Below are 17222 nucleotides of genomic sequence, written 5' to 3'. Positions count from 1 at the left end.
TACTTGTGCGGAGCCGGAGACGCTCCGCCTCCGGTCAGGATGAAACACGTTTAGGATTAAAGACAATTGCAGGACGTTTGATTACAGCTAGAGGAGTTAAACCTGTGGGCTTAAGTCAATGGCAACGTGAAAATTTTTATTTATACGGAGTTGTAGAACCTCTAAGTGGATACAGCTTTTTCTATGAGTTCCCCTACCTGAATGCTGATTGTTTTCAACACTTTTTGAAGTTGCTATCTGCTGATCTTGGTGATGATATTGCGGTTATCCAGTTCGACCAAGGATCTTTCCACAAAGCTAAAGCTCTCGATATCCCAGATAACATTATCCCGATTTTTCAACCTCCTCACTCTCCTGAACTCAACCCAATTGAGCGGTTTTGGGAATTTCTCAAATCTCAACTCCAATGGGAAAATTGTAAAACTCTCACACAACTACAGCACAAGTTAACTGATGTCCTCAAAGAAATTACACCTTCGATGATTGCCTCTCTCACTTCTTACGACTTTATTCTTGAAGCCTTATTTAGCGCAGCTTCATAAAGAATTGGTATGACGCACCTCCACAAACCCAAGGCTTTCTAGTATCCGAACAACCTCCTGCGGTTTCAAAATGGGTATCTTGCTCATAATTTATTGGATCGCAATTTGTTGTGTACCAACAAACTCTGTCTCGAATGCTAAATCTTCGTCCTCTAGAAGCATCTCAATTACTTCACGCAGATTTTCTTGTAATTCATCCAAGGATTCTGCTTGCGAGTGTGCCCCCGGAAATCCGGGAACATAGCCAACATAGAGCTTTGTATCAGAATCTCGCTCAACAATTGCAGTAAAAATTTTCATAGTTTTAGCATTACAGCTTGAGAAGAATAATTAAAAAGTAAAAAGATAATTCCCATAAATAAGTTGAGATATCAGTCTAAAGCTCAGGTTTTCTGAGAGCAAAAATTTTTACTTTTGCCTTGTTTAGTTAGTTAAATGATAATAGTATTATCTCACCTTCTTGTGCGGCTCTACTAAACAACTTAACTAACTGAGTATATAAATGGAGATAATGTGGCTCCATATAGGCTCTGATTTCCTGAGATTCAAATAATTTATTCAGACTGTTTTGTAAGTGGTCGGTAGAGATATGGTTTAAGACTTTAGTTATTTCTTGAACTTCACTTGCTGTGAAATAACGTACCATTCCATAAGTTGATTCCCACTGTGTTGGGGTTCCTCCCATAAACACTTTATGAAGCCAGTTTTCAGTCTTAGTTTTGCGTTCGTATGGAAATTCTTCCGTGAATAAAAAGTGAAGTGACTGCCAATATTTGTCGAGGTCTAGATAGCGATCGCTAGCTTTTAATGCTTCAAAATATACATAAATCTCTTCATCTGTTTCTATATAATCGCCGAAATAAATGCTGGCATAGGCAGTATCTTGATGTAATCTTTCAAATTCTTCAGGAGTAACGCGCCTGTAACTCAATTCGATACCCATATCAATAAAAATAATGAAAGAAGCAAAAAGGGGTGTATTTCATTCAATTGAAAATAGCTATACAACATTAGCTCTCAAGATTTTCACACAAAAAAACGGTAGAGTAATCAATACTCTACCGTTTTTTAACTTGAAATTTGAGATTAAAATCCCAAATCTTAAATCTTACTCAACGCCTTGGGGTAACAATTCCCGACGCTCTTGAGCGCTCACCTGAACAGTACCGTTCTCATCAACATCAACTAAGGCTACATCGCCATCCTTGATGCGACCAGAGAGAATTTCCTCTGCTAGGCTATCTTCTAACAAGCGCATAATTGCTCGGCGTAATGGTCTTGCGCCGTAGCTGGGGCTGTAACCTTCTTGGATTAAACGATCCTTGAAGCGATCGCTGACTTCTAAGGTGATACCTTTTTCTGTTAGACGACCGAATACTTCCTTGAGCATAATTTCGGCGATTTGTGTCACCTCTGGCTTGCTCAACTGACGGAAGACGATAATTTCATCGAGTCGGTTGAGGAACTCTGGACGGAAGTATTGTTTCAATTCTTCGTTCACCAAAGAGCGAATCCGGTTGTAAGCTGACTCGGTAACATCTTCGGCAAATTCAAAGCCAATACCACTGCCGCCTTTTTCAATTACCTTAGAACCAATATTGGAAGTTAAAATCAGCAAGGTGTTCTTGAAGTCCACCGTGCGGCCTTTGGCGTCAGTTAACCGACCGTCTTCCAAAATTTGCAGCAGCATGTTGAATACATCGGGGTGCGCTTTTTCGATTTCGTCGAATAGCACCACAGTGTAAGGACGCCGCCGCACGGCTTCGGTTAGTTGACCACCTTCGTTATAACCTACATAACCTGGAGGCGAACCGATCAGTTTGCTGACGGTGTGACGCTCCATGTATTCGGACATATCTAAGCGGATCATGGCTTCTTCGGAACCGAAGAAGTAAGCAGCTAAGGATTTCGCTAACTCGGTTTTACCTACGCCAGTAGGCCCGGAGAAGACAAAACTAGCAATGGGTCGATTGGGATTCTTCAAACCGACACGAGCGCGACGAATAGCACGTGAAACTGCCTTCACAGCTTCGTCTTGACCAATTAAACGTTGGTGCAAGGTGTCTTCCATGTGCAGCAGCTTTTCAGATTCAGATTCGGTGAGTTTGTTCACCGGTACCCCAGTCCAGGAAGCGACAATATGGGCAATGTCTTCTTCTGTAACTACGGGTTCTTCACTTTCAGAGCCAGTTGCATTGGTCTTGCTTTGAGCGATCGCCCGGATTTCGGCTTTGATTTCCATCTCCCGATCGCGCAATTCCCCGGCTTTATCGAAGTCCTGAGAACGGACTGCATCATCTTTTTCTTTTAAGATCTGACGCAGTTCTTTGTCTAACTCCTTCGCTGCGGGTGGAAGTTGGGAATTAATCAACCGCACTCTAGAACCAGCTTCATCCACTAAGTCGATGGCTTTATCTGGGAGGTAGCGATCGCTAATATAACGGTCTGACAATTTCGCTGCGGCCACCAATGCTTCGTCGGAGATTTTCAGCTTGTGGTGTTGCTCGTAGCGATCGCGTAGACCATACAAAATTTCAATTGTTTCATCTACACTGGGTTCGCCCACCATCACTGGTTGGAAACGGCGCTCTAGGGCTGCATCCCGTTCGATGTGTTTGCGATATTCATCTAGGGTTGTCGCACCGATGCACTGCAACTCACCTCTGGCCAAAGCTGGCTTGAGGATATTGGCTGCGTCGATGGCACCTTCCGCTGCACCTGCACCAATTAGGGTGTGAACTTCATCAATTACCAGGATGACGTTACCCGCAGAGCGGATTTCATCCATGATTTTTTTCAAGCGTTCTTCAAATTCACCCCGGTACTTGGTACCTGCTACTAGCAAACCGATATCCAGTGTGACTACGCGTTTATCTTCCAGAATGTCAGGGACATCTTTGTTGGCAATGCGTGAAGCTAGACCTTCAGCGATGGCTGTTTTACCAACACCTGGTTCCCCAATCAGCACTGGGTTATTTTTTGTCCGGCGACCCAATATCTGAATCACCCGCTCAATTTCTTTGGCGCGTCCTACTACAGGATCGAGCTTGTTGTCTGTGGCCATTTGGGTCAGGTTAGAGCCAAATTCATCCAGAGTCGGGGTTTTTGTGCGACCGGATGAACCACCTGGTGAAACTTCAGCAGTTTCTCCCAACATACGGATGACTTGGGTTCTTACCTTGGATAGATCCACACCGAGGTTTTCTAGCACCCTGGCTGCTACACCTTCCCCTTCGCGGATTAGGCCCAACAGCAGATGCTCGGTGCCAATGTAGTTATGCCCCAGTTGGCGTGCTTCTTCCAAGGAGAGTTCTAGAACTCGCTTTGCCCGTGGCGTAAACGGAATTTCCACGGCCACAAAGCCCGATCCCCGGCCTATAATTTTTTCAACTTCAATCCGAGCATCTTTGAGATTGACGCCCATTGATTTCAGCACCTTCGCGGCCACACCGGTGCCTTCACCGATCAGACCCAGGAGGATCTGCTCGGTACCGACAAAATTGTGGCCTAAACGGCGGGCCTCTTCTTGGGCCAGCATGATTACCTTAATGGCTTTTTCTGTGAAGCGCTCAAACATGGCTTTATCCTATCACCTGCGTCGTGCCGGTACGCTGATTTTAGCACAGGCTAAGCTTTTGGACGCCTGTATAACAGATTATAGACATCCAAAGCTGATGATTTAGGATTATGCGGAAATTACTACCTTTTGACTGCTTTTGTCTGGCTAGTGTACTGAGGAGCCGTAGTTCACCAGCCTTTTTGGGATTTGTGACAAATAGTTAACTGTTGATTTTACGAGTTTTTACTTTATCCCAAACATTTATTCTTAACATTTTTCTTGATTTAGTTCAAGACACAAATATTAATATACATAATACATATTAAATATTTTTTTTGTATTAGATATTTAAATAGTAAAAAGCCAGCAAAGTTGCACTTTTTTGCTGAAGCTAGCTCATTAGCGATCGGTCATTAGTCATTCTTCCCATGCCCCATGCCCCATGCCCAATTTTATTTAAAAACCAACTTCCAAGAAGATTTGCTCAAGCGATCGCTAACAATAGAATGCCAGCGGTCTAAAGTTGTGTGAAATTTTGGGTGTTGGAGGTCACCGAGCCAGAGAACGAGTGCATCTTCGCCGTTATCTTGGTAGTAACGCCGACGGCGGCCTGCTGTTTTGAAGCCAAATTTTTGATATAAAGATATAGCCCCTAAGTTAGAAGCTCGCACTTCGAGGGTGGCTCGCTCCAAACCGCGATCGCACGCTGTCTTGATGAGCGAATATAGTAAAGCCTGTCCTAAACCTTGGCGCTGATATTGGGGATGAACCGCCAAAATGGTAATGTGAGCTTCCTCTAAAATCGACCAAAAGCAACCCATTCCTAGCAGTTTTGAACCAGAGACAGGGGAAAACAAACCCAACAAATCGCTGTTGGGACTGTCCAACTCTCGTTGGTAACCCTCCATTGTCCACAGACCGCCAAAACAAGCTTCATCTAGTTGCAGTAATGCACTTAGATGGTCTTTGTTGAGTAATTGAATTTCTAAGTCTAATAAGCTCACATTTATTAAGAGGGAACAGGGAATAGGCAAAAGGCAAAAGGCAACAGGGGTTGCGATGGGGGATTTCAACTCCATCATTAAGGTTTGTTTAGTGTAAGCGGACGACTCAAGACCATACATCAAGAGGGAACGAACGAGCAACAAACCTCTGCTTGCCTCAAATTTTCTTGATGTTGTTCCTTGACCATTCCCTTTTCCCTCTTTTAAAGAGAGTTGAATAAGATTACAAACCCTTTGTAAACTGGGAAACGGGAGACTCACTCACCCCAGCATTTTGAACAAGGACAATTAATTATAGTTATGGTATGGACTCACCCCACTGGGGTTCAACATTCTGGAAGTCAATATTTACCTCAAAGGGCCAGCAGCAAAGCAAATTCCTCGCCTAATCAGGAACTTTTACCCTTAACAGCCAGAGTTCACGATCGCGACTTCTTGGAAATTGGTGGGTGTGATGTCACAACCCTAGTTAAGCAGTTTGGTTCGCCTTTGTATATTTTAGATGAAGAAACCCTGCGTTTGGGTTGTCAGCAATACCGAGATACTTTCAAGCAATACTACAAAGGCGAATCTCAAGTATTGTATGCCTCAAAAGCTTGGAATTGTCTCGCTGTTTGTGCGATCGCTGCTTCTGAGGGTTTAGGAATCGATGTCGCATCAGGCGGTGAACTTTACACTGCGCTGCAAGCAGGCGTCAATCCTGAAAAAATCTATCTTCATAGCAATAATAAATCTCGTGAAGAATTGATTTTTGCCACAGAAGTCGGTTGCACTATTGTGGTGGATAACTGGCACGAGTTACGTACTTTGGTGGAAATTGTTGAGACAGCAAATTCCCCTGACCTACAGCCTAGATTTTTGTTGCGTCTGACTCCAGGTATTGAATGTCACACACATGAGTATATCCGCACGGGGCAGCTAGATAGTAAATTTGGCTTTGACCCGAATGAACTAGAGGAATTATTTACTTTTGTCAGTAAACAATCTGTTCTTAACTGCGTAGGGTTACACGCTCATATTGGCTCTCAAATTTTTGAGCGCCAACCGCATCGAGATTTAGCTGCTCTGATGGTGCAGTGGTTCAGTGATGCGGCGAAGTATGGTTTAAATTTGACCGAATTAAATGTCGGTGGTGGTTTAGGGATTAAGTATGTAGAATCAGACGATCCCCCTAGCATTGAAGAGTGGGTGAAGCCGATTTGCGAGGTAATTCAAGAAGCTTGTGCAGCCGAAAATTTACCCTTGCCAAAATTACTTTGCGAACCGGGGCGATCGCTAATTGCTACAGCTTGCGTTACAGCCTACACTATTGGTTCATCCAAAGTTATCCCCGAAATTCGCACCTACATAGCAATTGATGGAGGCATGTCAGACAACCCGCGTCCGATTACTTATCAATCAGTTTATCGGGCGGTAGTTGCCAATAAAATGTCCTCTCCCCTAACCGAAACCGTCACAATTGCTGGTAAACATTGTGAATCAGGAGATATTCTGATTAAAAATGCCCTACTCCCAAAGACAGAACCGGGAGATATTCTCCTAGTTATGGGAACTGGTGCGTACAATTACAGTATGGCATCTAACTACAACCGCTTGCCGCGATCGGCAGCAGTGGTAGTGGCGAATGGCGAAGCAAATTTAATTTTGCAACGTGAAACTTATCAAGACTTAATTCGGCAAGATCGCCTACCCCAAAGACTGAAAATTTAGTCATCTGTCCTTGGTCATTGGTCATTAGTCATTTGCAAATCACAAAGGACAAACGACAAATGACTAATGACTGATGACTAATGACTAACTGTAATTAGCGGCAAAAGTGTAATCCAGATGTCATGAGAGATTGGTGGAAGCAATGGCTGATAAACCTGGGATGGTCACAGTCCTTGCTGCTTGGGACTCTGGATATTGTATTAGTGCTGGCGCTGACGTACATGATACTAGTTATTATTAGCGAGCGTCGGACACTATGGATGGTGCGGGGATTCATTGTTTTGATGTTAGCCTCAGCACTAAGTAACAGATTCGGCCTACCCTTGCTAAATTTTGTTTTGGAAAAATTGGTGATTGGTTGTGCTGTGGCGATGGCAGTTGCTCTGCAATCAGAGTTTCGACGGTTTTTAGAGCAATTGGGGCGCGGTGAATTTCGTCAGCTCTTCCAACCCGATCGCTTGGCAATCCCCAAATCTGATAGTGTAATTGATGAAATTGTTGAAGCTGTTAAAGAATTGTCAAAAAACCGCATAGGAGCTTTACTAATTTTGGAAACCACAGGCCCAATTGATGAACGGGATTTTTCTGTGCCAGGGGTAAAGCTAAACGCGGAAGTTTCTAAAGAACTAATCCAAACAATTTTTCAGCCGAAAACTTTGTTACACGATGGAGCGACATTAATCCGTGGTTCGCGGATTATAGCATCGGGTATAATTTTACCACTTTCGGGACGCACAGCCTCGCGCCAGCTGGGAACACGCCACCGGGCGGCAATGGGAATTACTGAGCGGGTCGAAAACTGCATTTGTGTCGTTGTATCAGAAGAAACGGGTTCTATTTCCTTAGCGGAGCGGGGAACCCTAAATAGACCGCTGACAATTAGGAAGCTCAAAGAGTCGTTAGAGGCTGTGTTGTCCCCAACGGTAGATCGGGAAGCTGTTGCCCCTGGTCTTTTGAGCTTGGGTCGTCAGATAGGTGGAAAGGCACTAGCATTGGTTTCACGTTTACTCGGATTACCATCGACCGCTTCTCGAGATAAAAAATGACATTACAACAAACTAAACTCCAAGATTTGCCCACTGATTTGAAACCAGAGCTATTGCCGCAGCACGTTGCAGTGATTATGGATGGCAATGGTCGGTGGGCTAAACGTCAAGGTCTACCACGCATTATGGGTCATAAGCGAGGAGTCGATGCTCTCAAGGATTTGCTTCATTGCTGCAAGGATTGGGGAATCCAAGCACTAACGGCTTATGCTTTTTCCACCGAGAACTGGAAAAGACCCCAGGAAGAAGTAGATTTTTTGATGACTCTTTTCCAAAAAGTTTTACGTCAAGAACTGCGGGAAATGGTTGAAGAGAATGTGCAAATTAATTTTGTGGGAAATTTACAGGCCTTGCCGCGCACGCTCCAACAAGAAATCTCCCGTTCGATGGAAGAAACCAAAAATAACCGCGCCATCCGGTTTTCAGTGGCAACTAATTATGGTGGAAGGCAAGAAATTTTACAAGCTTGTCGGGCGATCGCCAAACAAGTCCAGCAAGGTTTACTACAACCTGATGAAATTGACGAACAAATATTTGAAAGCCATTTGTATACAGCGGGAATTACTGACCCAGATTTGTTAATTCGCACCAGTGGAGAAATGCGTCTTTCTAATTTCCTTCTCTGGCAAATGGCTTACGGGGAAATTTACATTACCGATACCCTCTGGCCTGATTTTGACCGCGCTGAATTTCACCGCGCCTTGTGTGCCTACCAGCAACGGGAACGGCGGTTTGGGAAAGTTTAAAGAAGGGCATGGGGCATGGGGCATTGGGCATTAGTTTTTCTTTGCGTCAGAGCATCTCCCCATCTCCCTATCTCCCTCACTGGTCATGCTTCGTCTGAAACACCGTAGCGCGCGCGATGCCTGCGGCGGTAAACTACGCACATTGGCGCGAATTTGAGCCATTGCAATCGAGCCATCAACGACTTCGCCCCGTCGGGAAGCTTCCCACCCTATGCGTGCTTCTTGTTGAAGGTCTTGCAGTTGTCCTTGATAGATGTCTTCTTGTTGTTCTAGAAGTTTTATACCCGCAAGAATAACTTCAAGCGCGTTCTGATACTTACCGCTAGTTAGTTGACCTTGAACTAGGGCTTCTACTTCAGGTGGCAGACGATTTGCATGGATTTTGGACGAGTAGGAGTAACTCTAATTGTAAGCGATCGCTTTTCATTGGGGCTTTTTACGGTGAGCTAGCCGCACTCAGCACTTAACTTATGGCCCAGAAAATACTGCTTGTTCTATATCTTCCCGACTCAGAGAATACTTAAATGAGCGTTGGATATCTTGCCCGTTTTCCGCAGATTGGATATATCGCACTACAATTTGTTCGACATCAAGCCACAGTTCAGCTTGCCAACTCGGTCGTTGCACGCGCCAACAATGTCTCTGTGTTTCATCTTGTTGACAACCTTGGTCTTTTAGCCATTGCTCAATTTGTGGCAGGGGATGATTGTACAAGGGGGTATCTGGCGGAAGAAGAGACATAGAATTTTGGATTTTGGATTAGGAAATTTTTTAATTTTTAATATTTAATTACCGTCATGGTAATTATAAGAAACTTCAAGAAGCGTAAAGTAAACAAACTCAGCTTGGTGTCAAACATTAAGACTGTTTTACTTGTGATTCCTGAATTCTGTTAGCCCAGTGGGGCGTAACCCATTCTGAATTGTGGCGCCTTGGCGGAGCGTCTCCGGCTTTGCTCCTGAATTCTGCTGTACAGATAGGTTTGGTTGCTGTAAATGCGTTTGCAAAACAGCATCACCACGAGTTAAGCCAATGGCAATTGCTAGTAACAGGCAACCTACAAATGTTAACACCAGCATAAATAAAGCGAAGATTTCGCCAGATGAGAGTGGGCGATCGCTCGCATCGAGATAAGCTGATTTTGAGAAGTCATAAGAGGCTGACACTGGATGATTTAAATCAGCAGGTGATTGAATCACTCCAAACCGGGAATAGCCAATTTTTAAATCGTAGCTTAATCGACGTTCTGGATGGCTCAGGGTGGCGTAGGCTTCGTTGAGTTGCTGGAATTTGGCAGTAGCTACAGCAGCAGGCAATTCAGTAGTATCAGGATGATAGCGTTTGCTCAGTTGCCGATAAGCCCGACGAATATCGATTACGGATGCCGAGGGATGCAGTCCTAGCAGGGAGTAATAAGTTGGTTCACTGCTTTGTGCCATTTTCCCTTTTTGATTCACGGCTGTTTGAGTCACTTTGCTCAAAGATATTTTTTATATTTTAAATCGTTTGTCAATTGCTGAAGACGTGTATTGATTACGCGGATGAAAAAGTAGAAGCTGAGAGGGTAGCCTGCATGTCATCTTTTAAATCAGACAGTAATAATACCGTTCAAGTAAATGGAATTCAATTTGAAACGGTGATGCCTGAGCGTGTACTGCGAATTCCACCAAAGCAGTCTGATGCTAAAACTCAGGTTCAGTTTGGCATTTGTATCACTAATAATACAGCAAATCCTTGTAATTTCTTACTCTTCGTAGTGCGTCCAGAATTCGTCCAAGCAAACAACCAAAAGATGCCACAGTTTGGCCCTAATGCTAACACAAACGCATCTCCAGAATTATCTGATTTTAAATTATTGATGCCTGGAGAAAGTGTGACTTTCTTAATTGAAGGATATTTTGAATGGTTTGAAAATGAACTGAAGTTTGTATGTATGAGAAAAGATGCTACCTACTGGTGGTATGGCAATTTTGAATCTGGTACATACTCGATTAATGTCATATATGAAAATCCTTATGCTGCCTGGGAGCAAGCTAGTTGGGGGGATGGAATTATCTCTTTAATGCCAATGCAAAAGCAGCCAAGAAACAATTACCTACCACCTAAGATTATCAAAATAGAAGATGTTTGGGTGGGTGAGATATTTACATTCCCTCTTGAATTCCGCCTCATCCAATAGTCAACTGAATTTTAGTTAGAATTTCGGTTTATTTGAAACGCAGACAAGACTGTTGTTTTGCGGTCAAGAAATTCTATCTCACTATTCATCTCTAACCTATTAAGTCAGCACGGGGTTTAAATGTTTCAATTTGCCGCAATTTTTCGTAAAGTTCTCGTTCTTCTTGACTAATATTTTTCGGTGTAACTATCTGAATTTCCACCAATTGATCGCCACGTTTGCCATCATCATTAGGGTAGCCTTTGTTGCCTAGTCGAAATTTCTGACCAGATCTAACTCCGGGAGGGATGGTCATTTTTACAGGGCCGTCGAGGGTGGGTGCTTCTACCTGTCCTCCTAAAACTGCTTCGCTGGGAGTCACAGGTACTTGACAGAGGATGTTGAAACCATCTAGCTTAAACAATGCATGAGGCTCAACGGTAATTTTTAAGTATAAGTCGCCACCGCCAACGCCTTGGTTTCGCAAACGAATTGTTTGACCTGTAACCATCGCTGGAGGCATAGTAACTTCTAGCGATCGCCCATCTTCTAAACGAATGCGTTCGTTACCACCTTGATAAGCTTTTTCTAATGGTATAGTCAATCGAGCTTCTATGTCTCTACGCGCAGTGCGGGGTGGGTTGTTAACTTTGTACGCAACTTTTGTTCTCGGCGAACGAAACGGATCGCTAGTAGCACCGTTGTTAGATTTACTTGTGCCATTTTGATTTTTGACACCGATAACTTGATTAATAAAGCTTTCAAAGTCAGAAAACTGGCTTGGATCTACGTCTTGTTTATCATTGCGACCGTTAGCGCCAGTTTGCCAGGTTTTAGATTTCGGCGTCTGTTTATTGCCTGCAAAGCCTTTTTGCTTCCAGTAGCGGCTAAACTGGTCGTATTGCGATCGCTTGGCTGGATCTGAAAGTACTTCATAAGCCTCGCCGATATCCTTAAATTTATCCTCGGCTGCTTTATTTCCAGGATTGAGATCGGGATGATACTGTCTTGCTAATCGCCGATAAACCTTTTTAATTTCTTCATTTGAGGCGTCTTTAGATACTCCTAAAATTTCGTAGTAATCGCGGAAATTCTGCAAATTTTGCATAGCTGAGTTATTTAAATTTTAGATCAATTAAAAGTAAGGAATGAGGAGTGAGGAGTGAGGAGTGAGGAGTTGAAAGTTTTCAGTTTTCAGTTTTCAGTTTTCAGTTTTAACTTCTAACTCTTAACTTTTAACTCCTAACTCTTAACTCCTAACTCCTAACTTTTATCAAAAACTACAACCAATCATTGTCTTCTTCATCATCCCAGTTATCTTGGTAACTTGGACGGGATTTGCGGGGAGGACGATTGTCATAGGAGGAAGAACGATTATCTCGGCTATAGTCTCTGCCATAGTCTCGGTCTCTGTTATAGTCTCTACTATAAGAGTCGCGATCGCGATATGTATCTCTAAAAGAATCGCGTTCCCGTTCTTTTTCGCCGCCAGTGAAGATGTCGCGGATAGTACCAAATAAATCGTCGTCTTCGTCTTCAGCGTAATACTGACGGACTTCTCGATTTAGCTCATATAAAGCATCTTGCAGGTCGGCGTAGGCTTGGTCAATGCCGCGATCGTCGTTTTCTTTGAGACTTTCTCGTAATTCTTGGCAAATATTATCAATTCTTTGGCGGCGGTTGCGGGCAAACTGCATCCCAAATTCCAAGGCCACTTCTCTAAGTTGGCGTTCTGCTTGGAAAATCAAAGCCTCCGAACGAGTGCGTTTTTCTACTCGTTCTTTACGTTCCCGGTCAACATCGGCGTATTTTTGAGCATCCTGAATCATCCGATTGACTTCTGATTCGGTCAAGGTAGAAGCACCTTGAATCGTGATACTCTGTTCTCTACCAGTAGTTCTATCTAAAGCTGTTACCTGTAGAATTCCATTGGCATCGATATCAAAGGACACTTGTACTTGGGGAATACCCCGTGGCGCTGGTGGGATGCCATACAGCTTAAACCGTCCTAAAGACTTGTTGTTTGCTGCCATGTCCCGTTCGCCTTGGACTACGTGAATTTCCACAGTATTTTGATTATTTTCTGATGTGGAAAATATATCAGAGCGGCGTACTGGAATAGTGGTATTGCGGGGAATCAATTTTTTCATCACGCCGCCGATGGTTTCCAGTCCCAAAGACAGCGGTGTAACATCCAAAAGCAGCACATCTTTAAGTTCGCCTGCGAGAATACCTGCTTGAATGGCTGCACCCACTCCCACTACTTCATCGGGGTTGACATTCTCGTTCGGTTCGATGCCAATCAAGTCGCGTACTAGCTGCTTCACCATTGGCATTCTTGTGGAACCGCCAACTAACACAACTTCTTCAATATCTCTAGGTGTGAGTCCCGCGTCTTTGAGGGCGCGTTTAACTGGCATCCGCAATCGCCCGATCAAATCGCCGCATAAGCCTTCAAACTGGGAACGAGTGAGACGAGTTTCTAGATGTTTGGGGCCTTCTTGGTCGGCAGCAATAAAAGGTAAATTAATATCGGTAACGCTGACAGCAGAAAGTTCAATTTTGGCTTTTTCCGCAGCTTCCATCAGACGTTGCAAAGCTTGGCGATCGCGTCTTAAGTCTACCTCTTCTGTTTCCAGAAATTGCTCTGCTAACCAATCTACTATTACTTTATCAAAATCATTGCCACCAAGTTGTGTGTCTCCACTGGTAGCTTTGACTTCAAAAATACCATCGCCCACTTCCAAAATCGACACGTCAAACGTGCCACCACCCAAGTCAAATACTAAGATCGTTTCCGTGTCGCCCCGATCTAATCCATAAGCCAAAGATGCAGCAGTTGGTTCGTTGAGAATCCGCAGTACCTCTAAGCCAGCAATTCTACCAGCATCGCGGGTTGCTTGCCGCTGAGAATCGTTAAAATAAGCGGGAACTGTAATCACTGCCCCTGTGACAGGTTCGCCCAAATAGCGACTAGCATCGTCGGCTAATTTTTTCAGCACCATTGCTGAAATTTCTTCGGGGGCAAAATCTTTATTCAGCCGGGGGCAAGCTATTTTAATATTACCTACTTCGTCTTTGCGAATCGTGTAGGGTACGCGCTTGGATTCTGGGCTAAGTTCGCCATACTTGCGCCCAATAAACCGCTTGACTGCAAAAAACGTATTTTGGGGATTGAGGACGGTTTGTCGCCGTGCCATTTGGCCAACCACCCTTTCGCCATCTTTACTAAAGCCAACAACGGAGGGGGTCGTTCGCATTCCTTCTGCATTGGCAATCACCACCGGCTTGCCACCCTCCATTACGGCGACTACTGAGTTGGTTGTACCCAAGTCGATGCCGACTACCTTGCCCATGCGTTACTCTTCTCCTAAAGTGCCTAAAGTGTTTTATATATTTATTATGATTGGGTGGAACTACCTCTAGCTTTGTGCTACAGGGTAAAAACACCTCAATGGTATAATAGTCGTCATTAAGGTAGTAAGTTAAAAAGTTCAGCTAGACGAGATAGTTGCAAGACTAGGATAGCATTGACCATGCTTGGTGTGTCCAAGCAGCCTCAATTGTTGTTATCTAGCTAATTGTGTTTAGAGTATCTATAAAATTGCTAAATAGTTCACAAATTTGAATTTAACAGAGCGATTACAAACTCACCTCAACGAGATAGCGCGAGAACGCGATCCTTACATAGCAACAGCTGGCCATTTTTTTGTCCAAGAATATATTCGCCAGCAATTTTCCCAATGGGGAAGTGTGGAAATCCACACCTTCCAAGTTAGAGGTAAAGCTTGTAAGAACTCGATCTTAAATTTACCTTCCCAAACTGGACAGCAAAAAAAAGATTTGCCGCCTATTTTAATTGGTGCCCACTATGATGCTGTTCCTGGAACACCAGGCGCCGATGATAACGCCACAGGTGTAGCAGTATTGCTGGAATTAGCGAGAAAGTTTGCTGCCGAACCAATCAGATATCCCTTAAGGTTGGTTGCTTTCGATATGGAAGAATATGGCTTACTGGGTAGCGCTGACTATGCAGCTTTGTTGCGCGAACAAAAGCAACAGTTACGTTTAATGATTTCGCTAGAGATGCTCGGCTATAAAGATTCTACAGCCGGTTCTCAAAGCTACCCACCTTTTTTAGACCGCTTCTACCCTAATAGCGGCGATTTTATTGCTTTAATTGGCAATTGGCGGACAATTGGCGACTTAATTGGTATGAGTCGTAGTATTCGTAAAGTTGGCGTACCTAGTCAATGGCTACCCGTACCAAATAGAGGTTTAATAGTTCCTCAAACCAGACTTAGCGACCATGCACCTTTTTGGGATTTGGGTTATCCGGCAATGATGGTCACAGATACGGCATTTTTACGGAATCCACATTATCACAAACCTAGTGACACCGTTGCAAGTTTGGATTTGGATTTTCTTAGCGGTGTTTGTAAAGGTTTGGAGATGGGGATTCGGCGATTGTAAGGGTAGAGACGCGATTACCCCTCCCTAACCCTCCGCTTGTAAAGCAGGACTGTTTCATTCGATCTCTTAAAGATAATGTCTAAGAGTATGAGTCAGAAATTTGCTTGATTGGGGAAAACAAAAGCTACCACGTTAACGAGTAAATTTAAGTGCGTTGGCAAAGCCTTGCCGTTCGCGGAGCGTCTCGTAGAAAAGGCATCGCGATTTTATTGCCCAATCAGATTTTTTAGTCACCTGACTTTTTTGCTTGAAACGCTTGTAAATCAGAGTCTTTTAGGGAATGAAACAGCCCTGCCCTTTTTAACGGGGTTGGGGATCTGAGTGCGTAAGTTCTGATAATAAACAAAAAGCACCTTTTTTCAAGGTGCTTTTAAAAAAATACGACAAATACATTGCGTAGGGCGTACAGCTAGCTGTACGCCCTACAGACAATAGATGTATTGGAAAGATTCTCTGAATTGCTATTACCTGTCGCTTATTGCCATTTCGCTTCTTCAAGCATTGTAACTGTTAGTGCGGGGACTACGGGCACCACTTACAGATCCTATCATCGAGGCTATTAAACCCAACAACGAACCAAATACAAACCACCACAACCCCGAACGCACATTTCCTGCAATATTACGAGCTTCTTGAGCACTTACATTTGCCTGGGGTAGATTGGGGGTACCAACCTGGTTTATGACTTCCCCAGCGTTGGAAGCAGCAACACCAAAAGCACCACTTACTCCATTTGCCAATAGCCAGGAGCTAACTGCCAAAGTAGTTGCCCAAAGAATTGCGCCGTTAAGAAGAGCTGTATTGCGGTTCATTGGCCCGCAAGCACGGGCTGTAACCCAACCACCAGTGAATAAGGAAATTAATAAAGCGATGGTTGACCAAAGCCCCGCATTACCCGCAGCGTTGGGAGCAATTGACCTGGGTGCGCCTGAACCTTCGACTGTACCTGCTGCAACAGCACCAATTATGGCGCTCAAAATTAATTGAGTAGCTAAAGCAACTAACAAACCAGCAATAATTGGGCCCCAGCGAACAAGATCGTGATATTCGCCTACTCGGCCTGCTACCACAGGCTCAGTAGAAATAGCTTCATTGCCTGTTCGATTTACGTATGACATAGCCTATATTCTCCAGTGCTGTTCCAGCAAAGTTTTTGTTCAGGTATATTTATGTTCCTTCTATGCTTAAAATTAAATAACTAAATTATCTCTTTTAATATCTATCAATAGAAATAACTAATAGGTCTATCTTTAGTCATAAGAAAGAGGCTTTCTTTATTTAATAGCTTGTAATACAATCTAGCCTTAATTCAGTTTTTGAATAATTATTCAGAAAATGCTTATGTAAAATTTTTTAAATTAAAACGCAATTATTAATTTCTCTGGTAAAGTAGCCTAGTTGTATCTGCAATTAGGCTGAATACAAAACTTTATAAACATTGTCAAAAGTAGAATCGATCGCAAATTAACGTATTCTCACAGCAGTACCTGTGGCGGTAATCAACATTAAAACTCCTGACTGGTCAACATTGATTGTGCCAGTATCAATTTCAATACCGATTACAGCGTTTGCTCCTAAACGTTGCGCTCGTTGTTCTAATTCTTCTAGCGCTTTGCGTTGACCCTGTTCAAATAGACGCTCGTAACTACCAGTGCGTCCACCGACAATATCCCGAATTCCGGCTAAAAAATCTCGCAAAAAATTGCTTCCATAGACGACTTCTGCTGTCACAATCCCTAAATATGATTCGATAACGGCTCCTTGAATCACATCCGTGGTAGTTATAATCATAAATTAACCTCATCAATATGCATCAATATTATATCTAGTAATTCGCTTTGATGTTTCCAGTCATTTGCGTAGTAAGATTGGGAATAAAAACTCTGCTATTTAAATTTGCGTAGTTTAGTAGTGAATAGAGAAACCATTAATTGTGTCTCTACCTATTCGCTTTTGATAACTAGGTAGACATGATTAAACTAGC

17 protein-coding genes are annotated in these 17222 nt (G+C 43.5%); 6 read left to right on the top strand and 11 right to left on the bottom strand.

Annotation, left to right across the window (positions count from 1 at the left end; all coding sequences use genetic code 11):
- Window positions 1–5: 5 nt before the first annotated feature.
- Window positions 6–542 carry an IS630 family transposase gene (locus NSTC745_RS14090; protein ID WP_445632652.1) on the top strand — a complete coding sequence of 179 codons (537 nt, stop codon included), beginning with the start codon at window positions 6–8 and terminating at the stop codon, window positions 540–542.
- 90 nt (window positions 543–632) lie between these two features.
- Here the strand turns inward: NSTC745_RS14090 and NSTC745_RS14085 are convergent, their stop codons facing one another.
- The 4 genes from NSTC745_RS14085 to rimI form a co-directional block, all read right to left on the bottom strand.
- Window positions 633–842 carry a type II toxin-antitoxin system HicB family antitoxin gene (locus tag NSTC745_RS14085; RefSeq protein WP_099072443.1) on the bottom strand — a complete coding sequence of 70 codons (210 nt, stop codon included), beginning with the start codon at window positions 840–842 and terminating at the stop codon, window positions 633–635.
- Between the two features lie 127 nt (window positions 843–969).
- Window positions 970–1473: a DUF1877 family protein gene (locus NSTC745_RS14080; RefSeq protein ID WP_445637689.1), complete on the bottom strand. Its 504-nt coding sequence runs from the start codon at window positions 1471–1473 to the stop codon at window positions 970–972.
- A 177-nt stretch (window positions 1474–1650) separates the two neighbouring features.
- Complete coding sequence (locus NSTC745_RS14075; protein WP_445637688.1) at window positions 1651–4119, bottom strand: ATP-dependent Clp protease ATP-binding subunit; 2469 nt, start codon at window positions 4117–4119, stop codon at window positions 1651–1653.
- A 434-nt stretch (window positions 4120–4553) separates the two neighbouring features.
- Window positions 4554–5105 (bottom strand): ribosomal protein S18-alanine N-acetyltransferase, encoded by a 552-nt coding sequence (gene rimI, locus NSTC745_RS14070; protein WP_445637687.1) that lies wholly within the window; start codon window positions 5103–5105, stop codon window positions 4554–4556.
- A 300-nt stretch (window positions 5106–5405) separates the two neighbouring features.
- On the opposite strand from rimI, the gene lysA reads away from it, so the two are divergent.
- The 3 genes from lysA to NSTC745_RS14055 all read left to right on the top strand — a co-directional run bounded on the left by lysA (window position 5406) and on the right by NSTC745_RS14055 (window position 8607).
- Window positions 5406–6815 carry a diaminopimelate decarboxylase gene (gene lysA / locus NSTC745_RS14065; RefSeq protein WP_445637686.1) on the top strand — a complete coding sequence of 470 codons (1410 nt, stop codon included), beginning with the start codon at window positions 5406–5408 and terminating at the stop codon, window positions 6813–6815.
- Window positions 6816–6937: 122 nt separating this feature from the next.
- A complete protein-coding gene (gene cdaA / locus NSTC745_RS14060; protein WP_445637685.1) occupies window positions 6938–7861 on the top strand; it encodes a diadenylate cyclase CdaA in 924 nt (307 codons plus the stop codon).
- Window positions 7858–8607 (top strand): isoprenyl transferase, encoded by a 750-nt coding sequence (locus NSTC745_RS14055; protein WP_445637684.1) that lies wholly within the window; start codon window positions 7858–7860, stop codon window positions 8605–8607. The genes cdaA and NSTC745_RS14055 overlap by 4 nt, the downstream gene beginning before the upstream one ends.
- Before the next feature lie 30 nt (window positions 8608–8637).
- Here the strand turns inward: NSTC745_RS14055 and NSTC745_RS14050 are convergent, their stop codons facing one another.
- From NSTC745_RS14050 to NSTC745_RS14040, 3 genes are all read right to left on the bottom strand, one after another.
- Window positions 8638–8973, bottom strand: coding sequence for a ribbon-helix-helix domain-containing protein (locus NSTC745_RS14050; RefSeq protein WP_445638605.1), 336 nt, complete (start codon window positions 8971–8973; stop codon window positions 8638–8640).
- A gap of 102 nt (window positions 8974–9075) precedes the next feature.
- Window positions 9076–9348, bottom strand: a complete 273-nt coding sequence (locus NSTC745_RS14045; RefSeq protein WP_096541112.1) for a DUF3143 domain-containing protein — start codon at window positions 9346–9348, stop codon at window positions 9076–9078.
- Window positions 9349–9476: 128 nt separating this feature from the next.
- The gene (locus NSTC745_RS14040) at window positions 9477–10046 is read right to left on the bottom strand and encodes a J domain-containing protein (RefSeq protein WP_445637683.1); all 570 of its coding nucleotides are present in this window, start codon (window positions 10044–10046) and stop codon (window positions 9477–9479) included.
- 134 nt (window positions 10047–10180) lie between these two features.
- On the opposite strand from NSTC745_RS14040, the gene NSTC745_RS14035 reads away from it, so the two are divergent.
- Window positions 10181–10786 carry a hypothetical protein gene (locus NSTC745_RS14035; RefSeq protein ID WP_445637682.1) on the top strand — a complete coding sequence of 202 codons (606 nt, stop codon included), beginning with the start codon at window positions 10181–10183 and terminating at the stop codon, window positions 10784–10786.
- 91 nt (window positions 10787–10877) lie between these two features.
- On the opposite strand, the gene NSTC745_RS14030 is transcribed toward NSTC745_RS14035, so the two are convergent.
- Complete coding sequence (locus NSTC745_RS14030; protein WP_445637681.1) at window positions 10878–11873, bottom strand: DnaJ C-terminal domain-containing protein; 996 nt, start codon at window positions 11871–11873, stop codon at window positions 10878–10880.
- A gap of 172 nt (window positions 11874–12045) precedes the next feature.
- Entirely contained in the window at window positions 12046–14121 is a 2076-nt protein-coding gene (dnaK, locus tag NSTC745_RS14025; protein ID WP_445637680.1) for a molecular chaperone DnaK, read from the bottom strand.
- A gap of 268 nt (window positions 14122–14389) precedes the next feature.
- Here dnaK and NSTC745_RS14020 point away from each other — a divergent pair, with 268 nt between their 5' ends.
- Window positions 14390–15238, top strand: a complete 849-nt coding sequence (locus NSTC745_RS14020; RefSeq protein WP_445637679.1) for a M28 family peptidase — start codon at window positions 14390–14392, stop codon at window positions 15236–15238.
- Between the two features lie 494 nt (window positions 15239–15732).
- Here the strand turns inward: NSTC745_RS14020 and NSTC745_RS14015 are convergent, their stop codons facing one another.
- Both NSTC745_RS14015 and NSTC745_RS14010 read right to left on the bottom strand, forming a co-directional pair.
- On the bottom strand, window positions 15733–16356 hold the full coding sequence (locus NSTC745_RS14015; protein WP_445637678.1) for a hypothetical protein: 624 nt from the start codon (window positions 16354–16356) through the stop codon (window positions 15733–15735).
- Between the two features lie 346 nt (window positions 16357–16702).
- On the bottom strand, window positions 16703–17029 hold the full coding sequence (locus tag NSTC745_RS14010) for a YbjQ family protein (protein WP_096534469.1): 327 nt from the start codon (window positions 17027–17029) through the stop codon (window positions 16703–16705).
- Window positions 17030–17222 lie beyond the last annotated feature (193 nt).

The organism is Nostoc sp. DSM 114161, from assembly GCF_052692665.1.
Note: the sequence above shows the minus strand (reverse complement) of the source record. Positions and strands in the feature narration are given on the sequence as shown.

Coding starts and splice junctions, on each gene's coding strand:
- NSTC745_RS14075 (WP_445637688.1), bottom strand. CDS start 4,119: ATGTTTGAGCGCTTCACAGAAAAAGCCATTAAGGTAATCATGCTGGCC.
- NSTC745_RS14055 (WP_445637684.1), top strand. CDS start 7,858: ATGACATTACAACAAACTAAACTCCAAGATTTGCCCACTGATTTGAAA.
- NSTC745_RS14015 (WP_445637678.1), bottom strand. CDS start 16,356: ATGTCATACGTAAATCGAACAGGCAATGAAGCTATTTCTACTGAGCCT.
- NSTC745_RS14045 (WP_096541112.1), bottom strand. CDS start 9,348: ATGTCTCTTCTTCCGCCAGATACCCCCTTGTACAATCATCCCCTGCCA.
- NSTC745_RS14035 (WP_445637682.1), top strand. CDS start 10,181: ATGTCATCTTTTAAATCAGACAGTAATAATACCGTTCAAGTAAATGGA.
- dnaK (WP_445637680.1), bottom strand. CDS start 14,121: ATGGGCAAGGTAGTCGGCATCGACTTGGGTACAACCAACTCAGTAGTC.
- NSTC745_RS14010 (WP_096534469.1), bottom strand. CDS start 17,029: ATGATTATAACTACCACGGATGTGATTCAAGGAGCCGTTATCGAATCA.
- lysA (WP_445637686.1), top strand. CDS start 5,406: ATGGTATGGACTCACCCCACTGGGGTTCAACATTCTGGAAGTCAATAT.
- cdaA (WP_445637685.1), top strand. CDS start 6,938: ATGAGAGATTGGTGGAAGCAATGGCTGATAAACCTGGGATGGTCACAG.
- NSTC745_RS14085 (WP_099072443.1), bottom strand. CDS start 842: ATGAAAATTTTTACTGCAATTGTTGAGCGAGATTCTGATACAAAGCTC.
- NSTC745_RS14030 (WP_445637681.1), bottom strand. CDS start 11,873: ATGCAAAATTTGCAGAATTTCCGCGATTACTACGAAATTTTAGGAGTA.
- NSTC745_RS14040 (WP_445637683.1), bottom strand. CDS start 10,046: ATGGCACAAAGCAGTGAACCAACTTATTACTCCCTGCTAGGACTGCAT.